The sequence below is a fragment of the Limnospira sp. PMC 1279.21 genome (assembly GCF_032349615.1).
In the GTDB taxonomy this organism is placed as follows: Bacteria; Cyanobacteriota; Cyanobacteriia; order Cyanobacteriales; family Microcoleaceae; genus Limnospira; species Limnospira fusiformis.
In genome coordinates, this window is record NZ_JARPLU010000023.1 from 11,877 (window position 1) to 29,673 (window position 17,797).

Sequence of the window (17,797 nt, forward strand, 5' to 3'; positions counted from 1 at the left end):
AATTGTCTGAGAACCTGATGGAGTATAATTCATAACATCACCTAACCATTAAAGTCTATTATTTATTATAGCTATGATAGCCGGATAATACCGCTTCATGAATTAGCAAATAGGTAATTTACCCGATCGCACAGCGTGTATATATTCACTACCAGAATCCGGCCATCCCCGCCGATCCGAGGCTTCTCCTGGCTGTCCCCAACCCAATTGTAACAACATCTCTAAGAAATGGGATTTTTCCCACTTCCAAACACAAGCCCACTCAGTCCTTTGGGCGATCGCATCTATATCAGAACCCTTAATTTTGCGGTGATTTTTCCCACCATTCAGACTCAAATATAAATCCATATTTTGCGTCACCCGATACCAGAAATCAATCAACCTATCCTTAGCCTGTTTGAGAATTGCCAAATCTTCTGGTAAAGCAATCAGTTGTTCTCCAATCATCGGATAATCTAGGCTAATTTCTGCCACTTGTATCTGTCGCCACACAATCCCAGAAACCTGATTTTCCCGTTGATATTCATGAACCGCCGCCTTAAAATCCTGATAGGCGGTAAACTTCTGAATAGCATCAGGTTTCAAAAAGTGATCAATCACCGGATTTCCCACCCCAGGGGTCGCCTTTAAATTCAGTCTTTTACCGTTTAAACAAGCCCTTTTCTCCTCTTGCAAAATGTGTAGCAGTTCCTGTGTAGTATAAACTTTGGACATGGAAACTATCCCCTAAAAGGCAGCGGGAGGCAGCCCATAACAATTAGTAATTAACTATTAATTGACTCCTCCCGGAACTCCTGATTTACTAAGCAGACTGATTATCAATCACCTGATTTTCTTGGCGTAGATAGGCTTGAATAAACCCATCCAATTCACCATTCATCACATCATTAATAGCCGTCGTTTCCTCACCAGTCCGCAAATCTTTAACCATCTGATAGGGATGAAATACATAGTTGCGGATTTGATTTCCCCAAGCCGCCTCTACCAGGTCGCCGCGAATTTCTGCGATCGCCTGCGCCCTTTGTTCCTGCGCCACGACCAATAACTTAGCTTTCAGTAAAGCCATGGCTTTTTCCCGGTTTTGTAGTTGGCTACGTTCCTGCGTACAACGAACCGCTATCCCCGTGGGAATATGAACTATGCGGACCGCCGTTTCCACCTTATTGACATTCTGACCACCCTTTCCCCCAGCGCGAGACGTGGTAATTTCCAGGTCTTTTTCCGGGATATCTAAATTTATAGCCCCTTCATCCAGAATCGGCATGATTTCCACTCCCGCGAAACTGGTCTGGCGTTTACCATTGGCGTTAAATGGGGAAATTCTGACCAGGCGATGGGTTCCTTTTTCTGCCTTTAAATAGCCATAGGCGTAGGGTCCCTCCATTTCCAAAGTAGCAGATTTAATCCCCGCCTCGTCTCCTTCCGAAATTTCCGCCAGGTGGACCTTATAGCCTTGGGCTTCCCCCCAACGGGTGTACATTCGTAATAGCATTTCCGCCCAGTCTTGGGCATCCGTACCCCCCGCCCCAGCGTTAATGGTCAAAACCGCCCCACTGCGATCGTAGGGACCCGATAGCAGTTGCTGTAACTCCCAGCGATCGATATCCCGACCGAGATGGACTACATTAGACTCAGCCTCCTGTCGTAGGGACTCATCATCCTCTAACTCTAGTAACTCTGCGATCGCCCCAGTATCTTCCAGCGTCTTTCGCCAGTCCTGCTGTTGTTGCAAAACCGATTTAAGGTCACTCAAAGTCTGGAGCGTCTTTTGTGCCTGGGTTTGATCATCCCAAAAGTTCGGTTGGGCTGCTAATTGTTCCAAGTCTTGAATTTTGGCTTCAATGGCGGGTACGTCAAAGATACTCCTGGGTTTTACCCAGGCGGTCTGCCAACAATTCGATTTCTCGTTTAATCTCTGCCACTTCCATTGCGATCGTTACACACTCAGCACAGTATCTAGCGATTATAGCGCTATTTGCTAATCAGAAACAGTCAAAAACCCGGTAATGATGTCCCACAGACTCACTACCGGGTTGGTACGCCAATATGAATATATACCTAGTGATTTTTAGTAGATGCCTATTTTTTCCTGTGGGGGTCAGTTTACAAAACCCCCTCCGAACCGAAAACCAATCTTAGAACCTGCTCCTACACAGCCTGAATGTGACAAGTGATTTGGCGAATACAATAATCAACCCTGATATCTAATCTATCGCCTAGTTTTGGAAGCTCAGTCAAGATCTAAATTGTTCCTACTAACTAACGTCTAGTTTTTGCCAGAGATCGCTTTTTGACCAACCATCATACCGCCAACGGCTACCAAACCTAACAGCATTCCCGGTTCGGGAATTTCTGTCCGGCCGCCTGGTCTGCTGCTGGGGGTGTCGAACACATACAGAGTCGCATGAGACAAGCCAGGTCTTCCTGTTTCCCAGTTTAAATTCTCTAATTGGTCGATCCCGTCAAACAGATAAGCCGCAAAACCTGGACCACCTTTGATCACAAAGGCAAAAGTGGAATTTCTGAGGCTATCATCAAAAAACGTCAGAGTCCCTTTACCTTCACTGGTGCTGGTGATGGTGAAAAAGGCGTTAGAACCACTGCTGGCATCAACTTTGTAGTCGTCTAGTCTAAAACCATCGATTACTGTTTTACCAAACATAGATTCAATGGCAGAAACATTGTCATTTCCAGAACTATCTTGGCAGACGTAAGTTAATCCCGCAAACAAATTGTCTTGGCAAGTAGCAAGGTTGCTACCACCACCGCCAGTGTTGCCACCGCCAGTGTTGCCACCGCCAGTGTTGCCACCGCCAGTGTTGCCAGAGTTGCCAGAGTTGCCAGAGTTGCCAGAGTTGCCACGGTTGCCAGAGTTGCCTTGGGCCATGGCATCCGGTGCAAAGGTGGACACTAAGCCAGCGGCTAAAACTACGGAAGTTACTATATTTAATAATTTAACTTTCATCTTGGCTCTCCAAAAATCTAGGTGGGACTAGGCTGGAAACATGGCGCTTGTTTCCCTATCTGTTCACCATTATACCCAACACCACCAGAGCCGTCTTCAGTGTTTGTACTGATTTACAGGATCTTTACATAATGCTCACACTTACTTTAAGTTTCTGTTAAGTAAAGTATCCGCTATCCAATCCTATCATTTATGGATGCAATACAGTTAATAATTGACGCTAATAGATATTATCAGTTTATTTAAACTTCTTTAATTGCGGAAATTCTAGTTATCCTAACTAACTATAGTCGTATTTTCTATGATTCCCGTGAACTTAACCGCCAGAGCCTGACTCTCCACAGAACCCCGAAAAGGAGATAACCCGGCAATTAGTCTTAAAGACCATAGCACCGGGTTATTGTCCCTAGTTTTTGAAGTTGAGTAGAGATGCTAATTCATCTAGCTTTTGCGAGAGATGGCTTTTTGACCAACCATCACACCACCAATGGCTACTAAACCTAACAGGGTTCCGGGTTCAGGAACTGGTATTGGGGGAATTGGGCTATCGAACACATACAGAGTCGCGTGAGACAGACCAGGGCCACCAGTTGACCAGCTTAAATCAGTTAGTTGGCTAATACCGTCAAACAGATAAGCTGCAAAACCGTTACCACCTTTCAGCACAAAGGCAAAGGTAGAATTAGCCAGTGTAGAGTCGAGGAAGTTCATAGTCCCGAAACCTTCTCCAGTGCTGTTGATGTCGAAAACATTTGCGACCTGGCCACTGCTGGCATCAACTTTGAAATCGGCAATTACTTCTCGGTCAAATAGCGCTGCAATGCGAGTAGCATTGTCATTTCCAGCGGGTCCACCAGATACTTGCCGACACTCTTCAAACAAACCACCAAAAATATTATCCTGACAAACAGCGGGGTTGCCAGGTCTGGCCATGGCATCCGGTGCAAAGGCGGACACTAAGCCAGTGGCTAAAACTGCCGCTGTGGCGACATTTAAAAATTTAACTTTCATCTGCTGGTCTCCAAAAATCTAGGTTGGGCGGGGTAGGAAGCAAGGTGTTGCTTTCCTTTACTGTTAACTATCATATCTAACCTAACTAGGGCTGTCTATAGTTGTTTAAGGATTTTACGGTATCTTTACATAAGGCTTACATTTGCTTTAAATTCTATCCGCTGCCAACACAACCAATAAAATACTATTAGCTTTATACAAAAAACATGGAATAATTGACTGATATATATAATATCAGATTATTTTGACTTATAAAATAGCCGGAAGGTTAACTACAGCATAGTCCTATTTTCTCGAGCCCTAAGCAGAACCCGGAAAAGGAGATAACCCGGCAATTATTAAAGACCAGATCACCGGGTTATTATGCCTAATTTCTGAAGCTGAGTAGGGATGCTAATTCATCTAGCTTTTGCGAGACATCAATTTATGGCCTACCAGTAAACCACCAATGGCGGCTACACCTAACAGGGTTCCGGGTTCAGGAAGTTGTGGGCCTGGATCCTTGCTATCGAACACATACAGAGTGGCGTGAGACAGACCAGGGCCACCAGTTGACCAGCTTAAATCAGTTAGTTGGCTAATACCGTCAAACAGATAAGCTGCAAAACCGTTACCACCTTTCAGCACAAAGGCAAAGGTAGAATTAGCCAGTGTAGAGTCGAGGAAGTTCATAGTCCCGAAACCTTCTCCAGTGCTGTTGATGTCGAAAACATTTGCGACCTGGCCACTGCTGGCATCAACTTTGAAATCGGCAATTACTTCTCGGTCAAATAGCGCTGCAATGCGAGTAGCATTGTCATTTCCAGCGGGTCCACCAGATACTTGCCGACACTCTTCAAACAAACCACCAAAAATATTATCCTGACAAACAGCGGGGTTGCCAGGTCTGGCCATGGCATCCGGTGCAAAGGCGGACACTAAGCCAGTGGCTAAAACTGCGGCTGTGGTGATATTTAAAAATCTAACTTTCATTTCCGTCCTCCCAAAATATAAATTTAACTAAGCACTAAACACGAGGAGGTTAGCTGTTTCAATATAGTAATTATTATACAGGAGATGACCCATTATTTCTTCAGTGTTTCTACTGATTTACAGTATCTTTACATAAGGTTTACATTGGCTTCATGAATTCAGGAAAATTAACCCATGATGATCAAAGATTGTTAGATGTAGACAAAAACTAATTAATAATTGACTTTTTTTTATATGCGATTTTTTTTTGCGGGGGAAATTTTAGTGAGAGTAGCTAGATATGGTCCAATTTTCTACCATTGAGGTGAACTTAACCCCCTCAGTTTTACATCTTCGGAGAAGGTACCCTGGATCAGAACCCCAAAGTTACCTAATCCCATGGGGTCAATTAGGGAATGTAAAGCCTCCCGCCGCCGTAATACTTGAGAAATTTTTGGGCCTTCGGAAACGGTGGCTATACGATCGCCTAATCCCAAAGCCATCATAAATAAAGCCTGTTGGGTAAAGCCGATGGTTTGGAGTCCCAGCGATCGCCCTTTTTGCTGTAAGGCGGTAAAATCTACATGGGCGGTTATATCCTGTTCACCTATATATATATAGGGGTTATTATGATGGCGATGTTGATAGTAACATTGTAGGGTTCCTTCCCGGCGGGTCGGACTATAAAGGCGATCGGCACTATAGCCATAATCAATAGTTAGCACAAATCCCCGCCGCAATTTTCTAGCCACAGTTTCTATCCACCCCAAAGCGGCTAGATTAACCTCGGTTCGGTAGCCTTCCGGGTAAGCCTCCGATAATAAATCAATACCGACTAACCGAAAATAGTCAGCTAGTTGGGGGGTGGAAAGTTCCCCGACTACTTCGGCTAATTGGTAATCGGATTTTGACCCGGTAGTGGTTAGATAAATTTCCTGTAATTGATTATTCTGGCGGGTGACTAAATGCACCGGGAAAGCGTCGATTAATTCATTGGAGAAAAAACATCCGGTAATTGAATGGTTGGCAATTTCATCTAAATCACACCAACGGATTTGGGTAAAGGGTGCGCCCAATTGCTGAAAGCGCCGCTGTTGTTCGGTTTTTAGTCGCGTGGATTTTTCGGCGATCGCATAATCTAATACCCCGACAACTTGGGGATATTGTCCTTGCAGATAGCCGATAATATCCGCAGCTAAAATTCCTTGACCCGCCCCCATTTCCACTAAGGTAAACGGTTCCGGCTTTCCCAAAATTTCCCACATTTCTACTAACTGTTCAGCTAGTAACTCGCCAAAATCTGAACCTAGGTGAGGGGAAGTGAAAAAGTCCCCCTGTGCGCCTATTTGGGGGGAGTTATGGTTATAGTAGCCCTGTTTGGGGTCATAGAGTGCCATCTCCATATACTCCGCAAAAGTAATCCGATTTTGGGGATGGTTGCCAATTCGTTGACTAATGCGATCGACCAGGGTTACAGATACCATATATCACCAAAATTTCCGCCCACAACTTCCCATTATATCATAGAAATTTTCCCCAACCTAATGATTTATATGGTAGTGGAATAATCCCCGGAATAGGGGATTTCCTCCCCAATTTCCCCTAGTCTTCTATTACCAAGATATCCCCATATTTGGGAGGCTTTATTTTTCCGTTAAACTTGATTCCCATCATAATGGTCAATGCGGTTAACCTCCCCATTGGGGTGATGCTTTAGGTCAGCGACTGTGGGGGATTAATGGGAATAGCCCCGAGGTGGCTTTGTTTTTCCAGAACTTACCCCGGAGACTGTCACCCCCAAATTGACGATTTATTAAGTTTTTACCATGGCTTCTTGATGGTGCGATCGCCCTTTTTGTCCCTACAGTTCAAAAATGTGCTATCTTGGGGTTAACTATTTGTCCAAAATATCTACAGCTAATGGGTTCGGAGATGGAAATTTTCTCGGAGGTCGGCAATGGCACTACTTTTCAATTTAAATTAAATGTGCTAGTCCGAGAACATCACCCTAGGGACAATGGTGCTAAAACTTATCAAAATTATCAGCCAAAATTAGACGATTATCCTCGGGTAAATAATCGGCGTGGTCAACATCTGATTTTGATGGTTGAGGAGAATTATTATAATCGGCAATTACTCCACCAAATTCTATCACCTCATTTTGGAATTAATGCAAGCGGTGGCTACTCAACTTAGTTTTCCCCGGCCACAGGCTGGTCTTGATCAACAACTTAAACAAGCTAATTTTAAACTAGACCGTTTGGCGCGCTTAGATGGATTAACTCAGTTGGCAAACCGTGGCAATTTTCATGAATTTTGGTGGCGGGAGTGGCGGCGTATGCACCGGTAAAAGTTGCCTTTATCCTTGATTCTGTGTGATGTCGATTACTTGAAAAAATATAACGATACTTACGGACATTGAGCGGGTGATAATTGCTTAATTAGAGTAGCTCAAGCTATCCAAGAATCAGCTATGCGTCCGGGGGATTTGGTGGCTCGTTATGGGGGGGGAAGAGTTTGCCATTATTTGATCAAATACTAACTGCGAAGGTGCTATACAAGTGGCTATGCGAATCTAGGTGGCAATTCAACAATTAAATATTCCCCTGCCTCTCTGGTGAGCGATCGCATTACTGTTAGCCAGGGTATTTCTAGCATAATTCCATCTATTAATACCTCCCCGAACTGTTAAAATCCGCAGAGTCTGCCCTATATCAAGCTCAAGAAAAAAGCCGCAATACTTATATGGTATGCAAAATGGAACGGGGCTAATTCTTAATTATTCATTAACTTTTTGATAACCACTTGCTAGTTATAGTATGATAGGATAGTATAGTTATCAATTCAGGATAAATTAACTATGGATCAAGTTGCTAATTGGGACTGGAAAAAGCTACAAAATGGGTCGGATATTCGGGGAGTCGCCATAGCAGGTGTAGCCAATGAACCAGTTAACCTAACTCCTGAAATTGCCACTATCTTAGGTAAAGCCTTCGCGAGTTGGGTCAGCCAAAAACTGGGTAAAAATACCGCAGAATTAACTATGGCGGTAGGTAGAGATAGTCGTCTATCTGGACCTGTGCTAAGTCAAGCAGTTATGGAGGGAATTATATCCACTGGGGCTCAGGTTTATGATTTGGCGATCGCCTCAACTCCCGCCATGTTTATGAGTACCGTTACCCCCGGCTGGGAATGTGATGGCGCAATTATGTTAACCGCCAGCCACCTCCCCTTTAACCGTAATGGCTTAAAGTTTTTTACCCCCCAAGGAGGCTTAGGAAAGCCGGATATTTCCGAGATTTTGGAGTTAGCGAAACTCAACGATTTTGCCAAATCTCCCACCCCTGGTTCTATTATACAACATGATTTTATTTCTGTCTATGCCGAAGGATTAGTTAATACCATTCGCCAAGGTGTCAATCATCCCACCAACTTGGAACAGCCTTTAACTGGATTAAAAATAATCGTTGATGCTGGCAATGGTGCGGGGGGATTTTATGCCGAAAAAGTCTTAAAACCCCTAGGGGCTGATACCACAGGGAGCCAATTTTTAGACCCTGATGGCACATTCCCTAATCATGTTCCCAACCCGGAAAATCAAGCGGCTATGCAGTCAATTTGTCAAGCGGTTATTGACAATAAAGCCGATTTTGGGATTATTTTTGATACCGATGTAGATCGGGGTGCAGCCGTTGATCAGTTGGGGAAAGAACTTAACCGAAATCGCCTAATTGCCTTAATTTCGGCGATAGTTTTACGAGAACATCCCGGTTCTGCGATCGTCACTGATTCCATTACTTCCGATGGCTTAACTCATTTTATCGAGCAGGAATTAAAAGGGGTTCATCATCGCTTTAAGCGCGGTTACAAAAATGTAATTAATGAAGCCATACGACTTAATGAAAGCGGACAGGAATCTTGGCTGGCGATTGAAACTTCCGGTCATGGTGCTATGAAAGAGAACTACTTTTTAGATGATGGTGCATATTTAGTTAGCAAGCTGTTAATTGAACTAGCTAAAACCCACCTAAAAGGTAAATCTCTCACCGATTTAATTGCCAATTTACAGGAACCCGCCGAGAGTGAAGAAGTGCGGATCACTATTCAAAATGATGATTTTAAATCATTAGGTAATAACGTGATTGAAAAACTCACTCAGTTTGTCTCCCAACAAACCGACTGGGAAATTGTCCCCAAAAACTACGAGGGGGTTCGGGTTTCCTGTGGGTCCCCCGACGAGGATGGCTGGTTTTTATTGCGCCTATCCCTTCATGATCCGGTTTTACCGTTAAATATTGAATCAAATGTGGTCGGTGGCGTGGCGAAAATTGCTAACCGTTTATTAGGGTTTTTCCAAGGTATCGACTCCCTAGATATCTCGACATTTTCGGGAATTAAATAACTCTGATTTCCTGCGTCAGACCTATAGTGGCTGGCGCATTCCCCCCAACCCAGAAATTAACCGGATCTAGTATAATCAAGCTATGGCATGAATTACAGCCTATCTGTGTATAGATCCATATCATCAACCTAAGGATGCTTAAATCATGACTCCAGCTAAATCGGCAAATACTGCTGTTAATTATGATATAGAAAATGAAGTTTTAGAACGCTATAAAGCCGGGGCGAAAGATGTTCAGCCTTCCCTGTGTTGTCCGACATCATATAATGGTAATTATCTGGAGATTTTGCCATCAGAAATTATTGAGAAAGACTATGGCTGTGGCGACCCCACCCAATATATTAATTCTGGGGAAGTGGTGGTAGATTTGGGGTCTGGTGCTGGCAAAAATTGCTATATTATCGCCCAAAAAGTCGGCAAAGATGGGCGAGTAATTGGGGTTGATTTTAATGATGATATGCTGGCGCTTTCCCGTAAGTATCAAGATGAAATTGCCGATAAGTTGGGCTATAAAAATACTGAGTTTGTTAAGGGAAAAATCCAGGATTTGGGGCTAAATTTGGCTATGGTGCAAACCTGGTTAAATGATAATCCTATTACCTCCATAGAAGATGTATCCCGGTTTGAGGCAATGTGCGATCGCCTCCGCCAAAACCAGCCTTTAATCCCTGATGCAACTGTGGATGTAGTCGTGTCTAACTGCGTGCTTAACCTAGTTAAATCTCAGGATAAAGTGAAACTATTTTCCGAGATTTACCGAGTCTTAAAAGTCGGAGGAAGGGCGGTTATTTCTGATATTGTGTGTGACGAACCCCCCACCGAAACAATTATCAACGACCCCGAATTGTGGAGTGGTTGCATTGCTGGCGCTTTTCAAGAACACGAATTTTTACAAATGTTTGAAAATGCCGGATTTTATGGGGTCGAAATCTTAACCCGTCAGACCGAACCTTGGCAGGTAATTGATGGCATTGAATTTCGGTCTGTCACAGTTTGCGCCTACAAAGGGAAAGAAGGTCCTTGTTTAGAACGCCATCAAGCAGTAATTTATAAAGGACCTTGGAAACAGGTAGTTGATGATGATGGTCATACCCTTTATCGAGGTCAACCTATGGCAGTTTGTGATAAAACCTTTAACATCTATACTAGGAGTCCCTACAGTGACGATATTATCCCCATTCCTCCCTATCAAAATATTGATCTAAAGGATGCTAAAGAATTTGATTGTCGGCAAAATGCCATCCGCGACCCTAAACTAACTAAAGGTGAGAATTACCACGTCACTAATATTAATAACGACGAGTCTTGTTGTTCTCCATCAAGTTGTTGTTAGGGTCTGATTATCAGCTATTTGATTAGAGAAACTCCCATACTACTACGCGATCGCGTCCTTGGTTTTTTGCCAGATATAAAGCATCATCAGCCAGTCTCAGTAAATCATCTAAAGTTTGGGCGTGTTCTGGGAAACTAGCCACCCCAAAAGAAGCCGTAATTTGACCGAGATCTCGGTTGTGGTGTTGCCGTTTTAATCCGCGAATTCCCTCACATAAAAACTGGGCGCGATCGCTCGCTATTTCTAGGGTAGTGTCTGGCAAAATTAACGTCATTTCTTCCCCCCCATAACGGCAAGCCGTATCAGAACTTCTGATATTTGTTTGGATGAAATGAGCAATTTCTTGCAAAACTAAGTCCCCAGCTTCATGACCAAACGTATCATTGAAGTGTTTAAAATGGTCAATATCTATCATGATAATACATAAGGGTTGATTTTTGCGGTGAGCCTTGGCTAAGGCTTGATTGAGCGTTTCTTGCAGATAGCGACGGTTAAAGAGTCCAGTCAAAGGATCTCGGATACTTTCTAGGCGTAATTGTTCCTGAAGTTTCAAGTTGAATAAAGCCAAAGATAACTGATCAGCAACAGTGCGCCCTAGTTGTTCGGAAGACTCCATATTAACGAAAGACGATTCAGTAATCATGTATAATAATCCCCAAATTTTGGTTTTGGCAATTAGGGGAATACATAAAGAATATTTAGGTAGCAGTTCAGAATTTATATGATTACAAAATAAACCCGGTTGCTGGTCACTGGCGACATGAATTTTTCCCCTTCGTAACGCCCAACAATCTTTGAAAGGAAATTTTATCTCTTGATGTGGGAGTTCACCAAATGTAGAAACCGCTTCTAAATACGATTCCGGGCTATCAGGATCTATTACCAATACCGCCCCAGAAAAATCGGGAAAAAGCTGTTTGAGAAATTCCGCAATCGCTTCATATCCCTCCTCAACTGCATCGCAGGCTTGCAGAAATTCAATCATTTTGCTGACAATTTCCATTTCCCGATTTTTTTGCTTGAGATGCTGATAAGTAGTGTGTAATATTTCTTCGGTTTGTTTGCGATCGGTGAAATCTGTAGCCGTCCCTAAAATTTCTTGAACCCGTCCATCTGAATGGCGACTAAAAACGAGATCCCGACTCAGTAACCACCGCCATTCTCCATTGGCTTTTTGAACGCGATATTCTACGGTATATATTTGACCATCTTGTGCTTTGGACATATCTTGAAAGTGTTTTTCGATGATGGGTAAATCTTCAGGATGGAGAATTTCATAGAGTAAAGTGCCTCCGGTTTCTTGGATTTTTTCGTAGGTGTATCCTAGGATATCTTGAATATTGCGGTTGATATAAACATTGCGCTTTTTGATGAGGTCGCATATGTACAAAATATTGGGTATATAATCAGTAACTTTCTGAATAAATGTTTTACTGTTTTGGAGTTGTTCAAGCATGAGTTTTCGGGAGGTAATATCTTCGGCAATTCCCGCCCAACGATAGATTTTTCCTGATTTATCAGTGACTGGAAAAACCCGCGCTGCTACCCATCTAATTGTACTATCAGGGCGAATGATTCTGTATTCCTCATCAAAAACCAACTTATCCTGAAACTGGCGCTGATATGCTTCTATCACCCGCTGTAGATCTTCTGGATGTACAGAATTAATCCAATGTTGAGGGTTTTCGTAGAGACTGGCGCAACTTTGCCCCCAAATTTTCTCGTAGGCAGGATTAATATACAGAATTGTTTGACCATCAAAAGATGTCATAAAAAACACTTCTCGCACTGTTTCAGCAATTTGACGGAATTTTTCCTCGCTTTCTTGGAGGGCAATTTCTGTCTCTTTCTTGTCAGTAATATTAATCATAACTCCCTGGAGGAATGTGGGGTTGCCTTGGTCATCGAGGACAACTTGGCCGTTATCACGCACCCAGACCACATTTCCCGATCGCGAAAACATCCGATATTCAACACTAAAGCCTTGATTTTCTTCGATACCTTGACGGATTTCCTCCAACAGGCGATCGCGATCTTCTGGATGCACTAACTCCAGCCAATCCTTACTATTTTTTAACCACTCACTGGCTGAAATACCCAGCAAACGCTCAATTTGAGGACTAATATAAAGTATGCTAAATTTGTCATCTAAATTCGCCGTATAGGTAGCCGCTGGCATTTGTTCAATCAGACGGCGATATTTAGCCTCAGAAGCACTTAAAGCCATCTCTGCTTGTCTTTTTTCGGTGATATCAATTACCGAGCCAAATAAGCGTAATGGTTGCCATTCTGCATCATGTTCAACCCCTCCCATACCTTGAATATAACGAATTTCTCCACTGGGACGAACCAGACGATATTCTGTATAAAAAGGTTCTCCCAAGGTTAACGATCGCTCGGCATCTTCCGCGTGGCGATCGCGATCATCCGGGTGCATTTTTTCTCGTAATTCTGCTAAAGTAGGTTCCCCTTGGGTCGGGTCCATGCCATAAATCCGGAACACCTCTTCTGACCAAGTAATTTTACCCGAACTTACATTATATTCCCAAGTGCCAATCCCCGCTATTTTTTGAGAGTTGAGCAAATCTTGAGTGATTTTATATAATTGATATTCGGTTTGTTTGGCTTGGGTAATATCCTCAGCAATGTAGCAAAACCTCAACTTGTCTAAGCCCGAATTGAGGATAGGCGAAATCGTAACCGATAAGTGATGTTCCTGGCTATTTAAGGTGTGAATATACTCAAATTTAATCGGTTTACCAAGCTGTTGACTTTCCCGATAATGTTGAGACCAAAACTCAATAATTGAGGCGGGTACACCCATTTCACTACACCGGGCATTTTTCAGAGATTCAGGACTTACACCCCAAAATTCAGCCGTTGCATTATTACTAAAAATGTGGATAATATCCCCATCTATGAGTTCTACTACACCCATCATCATGCTGGTGCTATTATAGAAACTAGACAAGATCGCCTCTCGTTCCGCTGCTGCTATTTCTGCTTGTTTGCGATCGCTAATATCAAAACCATAGCCCACCACTTCTCTGGGTTTTTCCGCCGCATCTAATACTAACCTTAGATGTTCTTGCATCCAGCGATCGCTACCATCCCCATGGCGAAAACGATATTCATAAAAAGATGTCCCCTTCCTCAAAACCTCACGAACTTTAGACCAGGCAAAATCTCGGTCTTCTGGATGAATTCTCTCTTCCCAAAACTCGACACTTTCTTGGAATTCTTTCTGAGTGTATCCCAGGACATTTTGCACATTACTACTAATGAATGTCACCCGCATAGTTTCCGGGTCAGAGCTATAGATAATTGCCAAACTTGAATTAAGTAAATCATTCAATCTTTCTTGAGAAAATATTAGCTGTTTTTGAATCTGATTTACCTGATTAATTTCCAGTTCTAGTTGATGCTTACTCTCCGCAATTTCAGCGGTTTTTGACTCTACTTGTTCTTCCAGGGATGATGCTAATTGGCGATAGGCTTCCTTCTGGGATTCTAACTCAATTTCTGCCCGTCTCCGTTCGGTAATATCTTTTCCCGTGCCGATAATATATTCCACTTCCCCATCATCACATAAAATTGTATTAGACCAGGCAATTAAACGGCGATCGCCTGTTTTCGTCACCCAATAATTTTCATGATAACTGGGAAAATTCCCCGCTGTTAAATCCGCAAACGCCTTTTTTACGCTGTTCACTTCTTCAGGAACTAATAAAATCTCCCAAAACGGTCGATCTTGAACTTCTTGCCCAGAATATCCCGTAATTTTCACACAGGCTTGATTAAATTTGACGATGTAACCTTGGGTATTTAAAACCACAATTAAAGCCGGAACCGTATCTAAGATAGCCTCGGTCAAATCTCGCTGTTTTTGCAGTTCTTCGCGAGTCTGATGGTGGTCATTTTGCATCTGTTTGATCCGTTCACCTTGTAATTTATTAACCTGCTGTTGTAGGGCTTCAATGGTATTATAAAGTTCCAGGGGATTAAGAGTTTGCAGTAAACTGGTTTGAGTCAAAATACCCACTAATTGCTGTTGTTCATCACACACCACTAACCGACGGACTCCCCATTGCTGCATTAGTTCATGGGCTACCCATAAATTTTCTGTGGGGTGCAAACAGCATAGAGGGCTACTCATAATGTCAGCCGCCATCATCCGATCAAAATTAAGATCCAGGGCTGAACACTTGACAATATCTCTTTCTGTGACTATTCCCACAGGATGGCACAGGAAACTATCCCCGATTTTGGGTTCAGCAATGACCACACAACTAACCCGATATTCCGCCATCAATTGAGCCAGATGTAAAATAGAAGCGTTAGGGGTAGCATGGATCACGTCTCGCGTCATGGCTTCGGCGACTTGACGTAATTTGAACAAATCCCCTGGTTGCAAACACTCGCGCAGGGTTTGTGTGGAAATTAATCCCACCAGCTCACCAGTTTTCGACAAAACCGGAAGATGGCGAATCTGATGTTGACGCATCAGGGTAATAGCAGTAAAAATGTCTTGATGGGGTTCTATTGATAGGGTGACTAGATCGCGGGTCATCACCGCCGCTAAGGTTAAATGGTCAAAGCTGCGATATTGGGTAGCCAGGCGCACGAGATCCCTTTCCGTAATTAAACCGACCAGTTTTCCCTGTTCTACGGCCAGGACGCAACTTTTCCGGTGTGGCTGGGTTTCCCTGTCAGAGTCACTTTTTGGCTGTGGGCTGATCATGGAGATGACCCCCATTAAGGGAGTTTCAGGAGAAGCCGTCAGTGGGTGTCGATCAATTGCCTTATATAACGGCAAATTCGAGAACAGTAGATCTTGGCTAATCATTAGCTTAGTTAGGAGATGGTGAATAGGGATTGATTCTGTGGCACTGGCATCAAATACATTATCCCATGGGCGAATAGCCGGAAACAAAACTAAGAAAGCCGAGGGTGTGATAGCTATTCTAGGTAACACAACCAGACTATGTGGGTGGCTGTTGGCAATTAGAGGTAGGATTGTAGTTAGGTTATTTTGACAGTCTTTTTATGAAATACTTTGTTTCTCGCCTGGTTGCCCTACTGATGGTCGTTACCGTTGCCCTGGTGGGCTGTGGTAACTCACCCGATGGCCTCACAGGAAATTATAGCCAGGATACCTTAGCAGTTGTGAATAGTTTGAGAACTGCGATCGCTTTACCGGAAGATGCCCCAGAAAAGGCCGCCGCCCAGGCGGAAGCCCGGACCCTGATTAATAGTTTCGCTTCCCGCTACCGTCGAGACCCAGCGGTTTCTACTTCCAGTTCCTTTACTACTATGCGGACTGCCTTAAATGCCCTAGCAGGTCATTACAGTTCCTACCCTAACCGTCCCGTTCCTGATAAACTCAAGCAAAGACTAGAACAGGAGTTTAAACAAGTAGAAGCGGCTGTGAAACGGGGCGCTTAACTCCGGCTAACCTGATGGGGAAATTAACCGAGGCAACTCAATCTGATCTGTAATGATTAAGAGTTGCTTTTATGTGGTATATGTGCTATGGCTAAATCACCGATCGCCTTAAATTGGCTTCACCGTCTGCTGAGTCTCTATAAACCCATGTTAGGGGCTATATTATTAAGCCTGTTGGCCACTAGCCCAGGGCGATCGCAAACCATAGCCTTTTGTCGCCTCTCCCCAGAGGCGATCGCCTCTAAAGAAAGCCTGCGCCAAAGCGCTCTATCCGGGGATAGCAACGCCCAACAGCAATATAACCAGATCCTGATTCAACACGCCCAAGCTGTATATCGCTGTCGTCAGCAAAGCCGCCCCCAAAATCAGGCCTTATGGTTAAGACTATATAGCTGTGATGCCCAACCCGGAGCCATCGAAAAGCTGTTAGATGACATCATCAACAAAGGCTATAACCAAGTTTACCTAGAAGTATTTTATGACGGTCAGGTGTTACTTCCCGCGGCCAATAACCCCACCCCTTGGCCGTCAGTGATGCGATCGCCTGGCTTGGAACAAGTAGACCTCCTCGCGCAAACCATCGAAAAAGGCAGACAACGGGGGCTACAGGTTTACGCCTGGATGTTTATGCTCAACTTTGGTTATACCTACACCCTACTACCTAACCGCGCCGGAGTCCTTGCCGTCAATGGTAGTGGGGAAACCACCGTCACCGCGAATTTAGACGGCACCGCCAGCAACGATTTTGGGGAAAGCTACATCAATCAGGGTTTCGTTGACCCCTATAATCCCACCGCACGACAAGATTTTAATACCCTCCTGAATGCCGTCCTTAGCCGTCGCCCCAGTGGTGTTCTGTTTGACTATGTTCGCTATCCCAGGGGTTTGGGACCTCAATCAGTAGCCAGCCGGGTTAAGGATTTATGGATTTATGGGGATGCTTCCCTGTCCGCCTTGCTGCAACGAGCCAACAACGACCGGGGACGGGAACTGCTACAACGCTATGTTAGCCAGGGTTTTGTCACGGAAAATGATGTTAATCAGATCAATCAAAAGTATCCTGAGCCAACCGAGCCAACACCAGCAGAGCCACAGGAACCACAGCCACAGGAACCACAGCCACAAGAAAAACCACCCCTGTGGCATGATGAAACCGCCCTCCCCGCTCTCAGTGGCATTCCCAGCCTGGGAAATACCTTTAATCAACAATTGTGGCGGTTGAGTGTGGCTCACGCCCAACAGGGGATTCTGGACTTTTTAAATATGTTTAGCCAGCCAGTACAATCACGCGGCATTCCGGCTGGGGCGGTGTTTTTCCCGGAGGCTAACCGTCGCGTTGGGGAACAGGGTTTTGATTCCCGGCTGCAACCTTGGGATCGGTTCCCTAGTGCGATCGAATGGCATCCCATGGCCTATGGAGTTTGTGGCACCACAAGCTGTATAGTTGAACAAGTGGAAACTGTTGCTAACCAAGCCCAACCGGGAACTAAAATTATCCCAGCGATCGCTGGAGACTGGGGCAAATCCATTAAAAACCGCCCCCCCCTAGAACATCAGATGCGCGACATTATCAATGCTATTCCCCAAATTCAGTCAATCAGCCATTATTCCTACGATTGGCAAGAACCACAACTTACACGCGATCGTCAATCATGTCGGTAATCGGCAAAACCTTTAAACTAGAAGATGA

The 17,797-nt window shown here is 44.1% G+C and carries 13 protein-coding genes and 1 pseudogene; 7 read left to right on the plus strand and 7 right to left on the minus strand.

Features of this window, described 5'->3' with window-relative positions:
• Nucleotides 1-102: 102 nt before the first annotated feature.
• The 6 genes from P5683_RS05570 to P5683_RS05595 form a co-directional block, all read right to left on the minus strand.
• Nucleotides 103-714: a hypothetical protein gene (locus tag P5683_RS05570; RefSeq protein ID WP_006626196.1), complete on the minus strand. Its 612-nt coding sequence runs from the start codon at nucleotides 712-714 to the stop codon at nucleotides 103-105.
• 88 nt (nucleotides 715-802) lie between these two features.
• Nucleotides 803-1,928, minus strand: a protein-coding gene (prfB, locus tag P5683_RS05575; RefSeq protein ID WP_108614951.1) for a peptide chain release factor 2 whose coding sequence is annotated in 2 segments (ribosomal slippage) — nucleotides 803-1,855 and nucleotides 1,857-1,928 — 1,125 coding nt in all. Because the reading frame shifts where the segments join, the coding sequence is not laid out codon by codon here.
• A 338-nt stretch (nucleotides 1,929-2,266) separates the two neighbouring features.
• Nucleotides 2,267-2,965, minus strand: coding sequence for a hypothetical protein (locus tag P5683_RS05580; RefSeq protein ID WP_008054541.1), 699 nt, complete (start codon nucleotides 2,963-2,965; stop codon nucleotides 2,267-2,269).
• 441 nt (nucleotides 2,966-3,406) lie between these two features.
• On the minus strand, nucleotides 3,407-3,976 hold the full coding sequence (locus P5683_RS05585) for a PEP-CTERM sorting domain-containing protein (protein WP_315638946.1): 570 nt from the start codon (nucleotides 3,974-3,976) through the stop codon (nucleotides 3,407-3,409).
• Nucleotides 3,977-4,378: 402 nt separating this feature from the next.
• Nucleotides 4,379-4,948: a PEP-CTERM sorting domain-containing protein gene (locus P5683_RS05590; protein WP_187757882.1), complete on the minus strand. Its 570-nt coding sequence runs from the start codon at nucleotides 4,946-4,948 to the stop codon at nucleotides 4,379-4,381.
• 293 nt (nucleotides 4,949-5,241) lie between these two features.
• The gene (locus tag P5683_RS05595; RefSeq protein WP_315638945.1) at nucleotides 5,242-6,411 is read right to left on the minus strand and encodes a class I SAM-dependent methyltransferase; all 1,170 of its coding nucleotides are present in this window, start codon (nucleotides 6,409-6,411) and stop codon (nucleotides 5,242-5,244) included.
• Nucleotides 6,412-6,859: 448 nt separating this feature from the next.
• Between P5683_RS05595 and P5683_RS05600 the strand changes: the two genes are divergently transcribed.
• The 5 genes and pseudogenes from P5683_RS05600 to P5683_RS05620 all read left to right on the plus strand — a co-directional run bounded on the left by P5683_RS05600 (nucleotide 6,860) and on the right by P5683_RS05620 (nucleotide 10,662).
• Nucleotides 6,860-7,123 carry a histidine kinase gene (locus P5683_RS05600; protein ID WP_162198536.1) on the plus strand — a complete coding sequence of 88 codons (264 nt, stop codon included), beginning with the start codon at nucleotides 6,860-6,862 and terminating at the stop codon, nucleotides 7,121-7,123.
• A complete protein-coding gene (locus P5683_RS05605; RefSeq protein WP_006670450.1) occupies nucleotides 7,098-7,277 on the plus strand; it encodes a hypothetical protein in 180 nt (59 codons plus the stop codon). The genes P5683_RS05600 and P5683_RS05605 overlap by 26 nt, the downstream gene beginning before the upstream one ends.
• Before the next feature lie 15 nt (nucleotides 7,278-7,292).
• A pseudogene (locus P5683_RS05610) lies at nucleotides 7,293-7,469 on the plus strand (diguanylate cyclase domain-containing protein).
• Between the two features lie 318 nt (nucleotides 7,470-7,787).
• Entirely contained in the window at nucleotides 7,788-9,329 is a 1,542-nt protein-coding gene (locus tag P5683_RS05615; protein WP_006626204.1) for a phosphomannomutase/phosphoglucomutase, read from the plus strand.
• A 145-nt stretch (nucleotides 9,330-9,474) separates the two neighbouring features.
• On the plus strand, nucleotides 9,475-10,662 hold the full coding sequence (locus tag P5683_RS05620) for a methyltransferase domain-containing protein (RefSeq protein ID WP_006670451.1): 1,188 nt from the start codon (nucleotides 9,475-9,477) through the stop codon (nucleotides 10,660-10,662).
• Between the two features lie 22 nt (nucleotides 10,663-10,684).
• On the opposite strand, the gene P5683_RS05625 is transcribed toward P5683_RS05620, so the two are convergent.
• On the minus strand, nucleotides 10,685-15,637 hold the full coding sequence (locus tag P5683_RS05625) for a PAS domain-containing protein (protein WP_315641738.1): 4,953 nt from the start codon (nucleotides 15,635-15,637) through the stop codon (nucleotides 10,685-10,687).
• A gap of 71 nt (nucleotides 15,638-15,708) precedes the next feature.
• On the opposite strand from P5683_RS05625, the gene psb27 reads away from it, so the two are divergent.
• Both psb27 and P5683_RS05635 read left to right on the plus strand, forming a co-directional pair.
• A complete protein-coding gene (gene psb27, locus P5683_RS05630; protein ID WP_006626207.1) occupies nucleotides 15,709-16,107 on the plus strand; it encodes a photosystem II protein Psb27 in 399 nt (132 codons plus the stop codon).
• A gap of 87 nt (nucleotides 16,108-16,194) precedes the next feature.
• Nucleotides 16,195-17,769 (plus strand): family 10 glycosylhydrolase, encoded by a 1,575-nt coding sequence (locus tag P5683_RS05635; RefSeq protein ID WP_006670453.1) that lies wholly within the window; start codon nucleotides 16,195-16,197, stop codon nucleotides 17,767-17,769.
• Nucleotides 17,770-17,797: the final 28 nt, after the last annotated feature.

Bases quoted from the DNA above. Each gene is read 5' to 3' on its own strand.
- P5683_RS05585 (WP_315638946.1), bottom strand. From the start codon at position 3,976: ATGAAAGTTAAATTTTTAAATGTCGCCACAGCGGCAGTTTTAGCCACT.
- P5683_RS05600 (WP_162198536.1), top strand. From the start codon at position 6,860: ATGGAAATTTTCTCGGAGGTCGGCAATGGCACTACTTTTCAATTTAAA.
- P5683_RS05615 (WP_006626204.1), top strand. From the start codon at position 7,788: ATGGATCAAGTTGCTAATTGGGACTGGAAAAAGCTACAAAATGGGTCG.
- psb27 (WP_006626207.1), top strand. From the start codon at position 15,709: ATGAAATACTTTGTTTCTCGCCTGGTTGCCCTACTGATGGTCGTTACC.
- P5683_RS05635 (WP_006670453.1), top strand. From the start codon at position 16,195: ATGGCTAAATCACCGATCGCCTTAAATTGGCTTCACCGTCTGCTGAGT.
- P5683_RS05595 (WP_315638945.1), bottom strand. From the start codon at position 6,411: ATGGTATCTGTAACCCTGGTCGATCGCATTAGTCAACGAATTGGCAAC.
- P5683_RS05570 (WP_006626196.1), bottom strand. From the start codon at position 714: ATGTCCAAAGTTTATACTACACAGGAACTGCTACACATTTTGCAAGAG.
- P5683_RS05580 (WP_008054541.1), bottom strand. From the start codon at position 2,965: ATGAAAGTTAAATTATTAAATATAGTAACTTCCGTAGTTTTAGCCGCT.
- P5683_RS05605 (WP_006670450.1), top strand. From the start codon at position 7,098: ATGCAAGCGGTGGCTACTCAACTTAGTTTTCCCCGGCCACAGGCTGGT.
- P5683_RS05590 (WP_187757882.1), bottom strand. From the start codon at position 4,948: ATGAAAGTTAGATTTTTAAATATCACCACAGCCGCAGTTTTAGCCACT.
- P5683_RS05620 (WP_006670451.1), top strand. From the start codon at position 9,475: ATGACTCCAGCTAAATCGGCAAATACTGCTGTTAATTATGATATAGAA.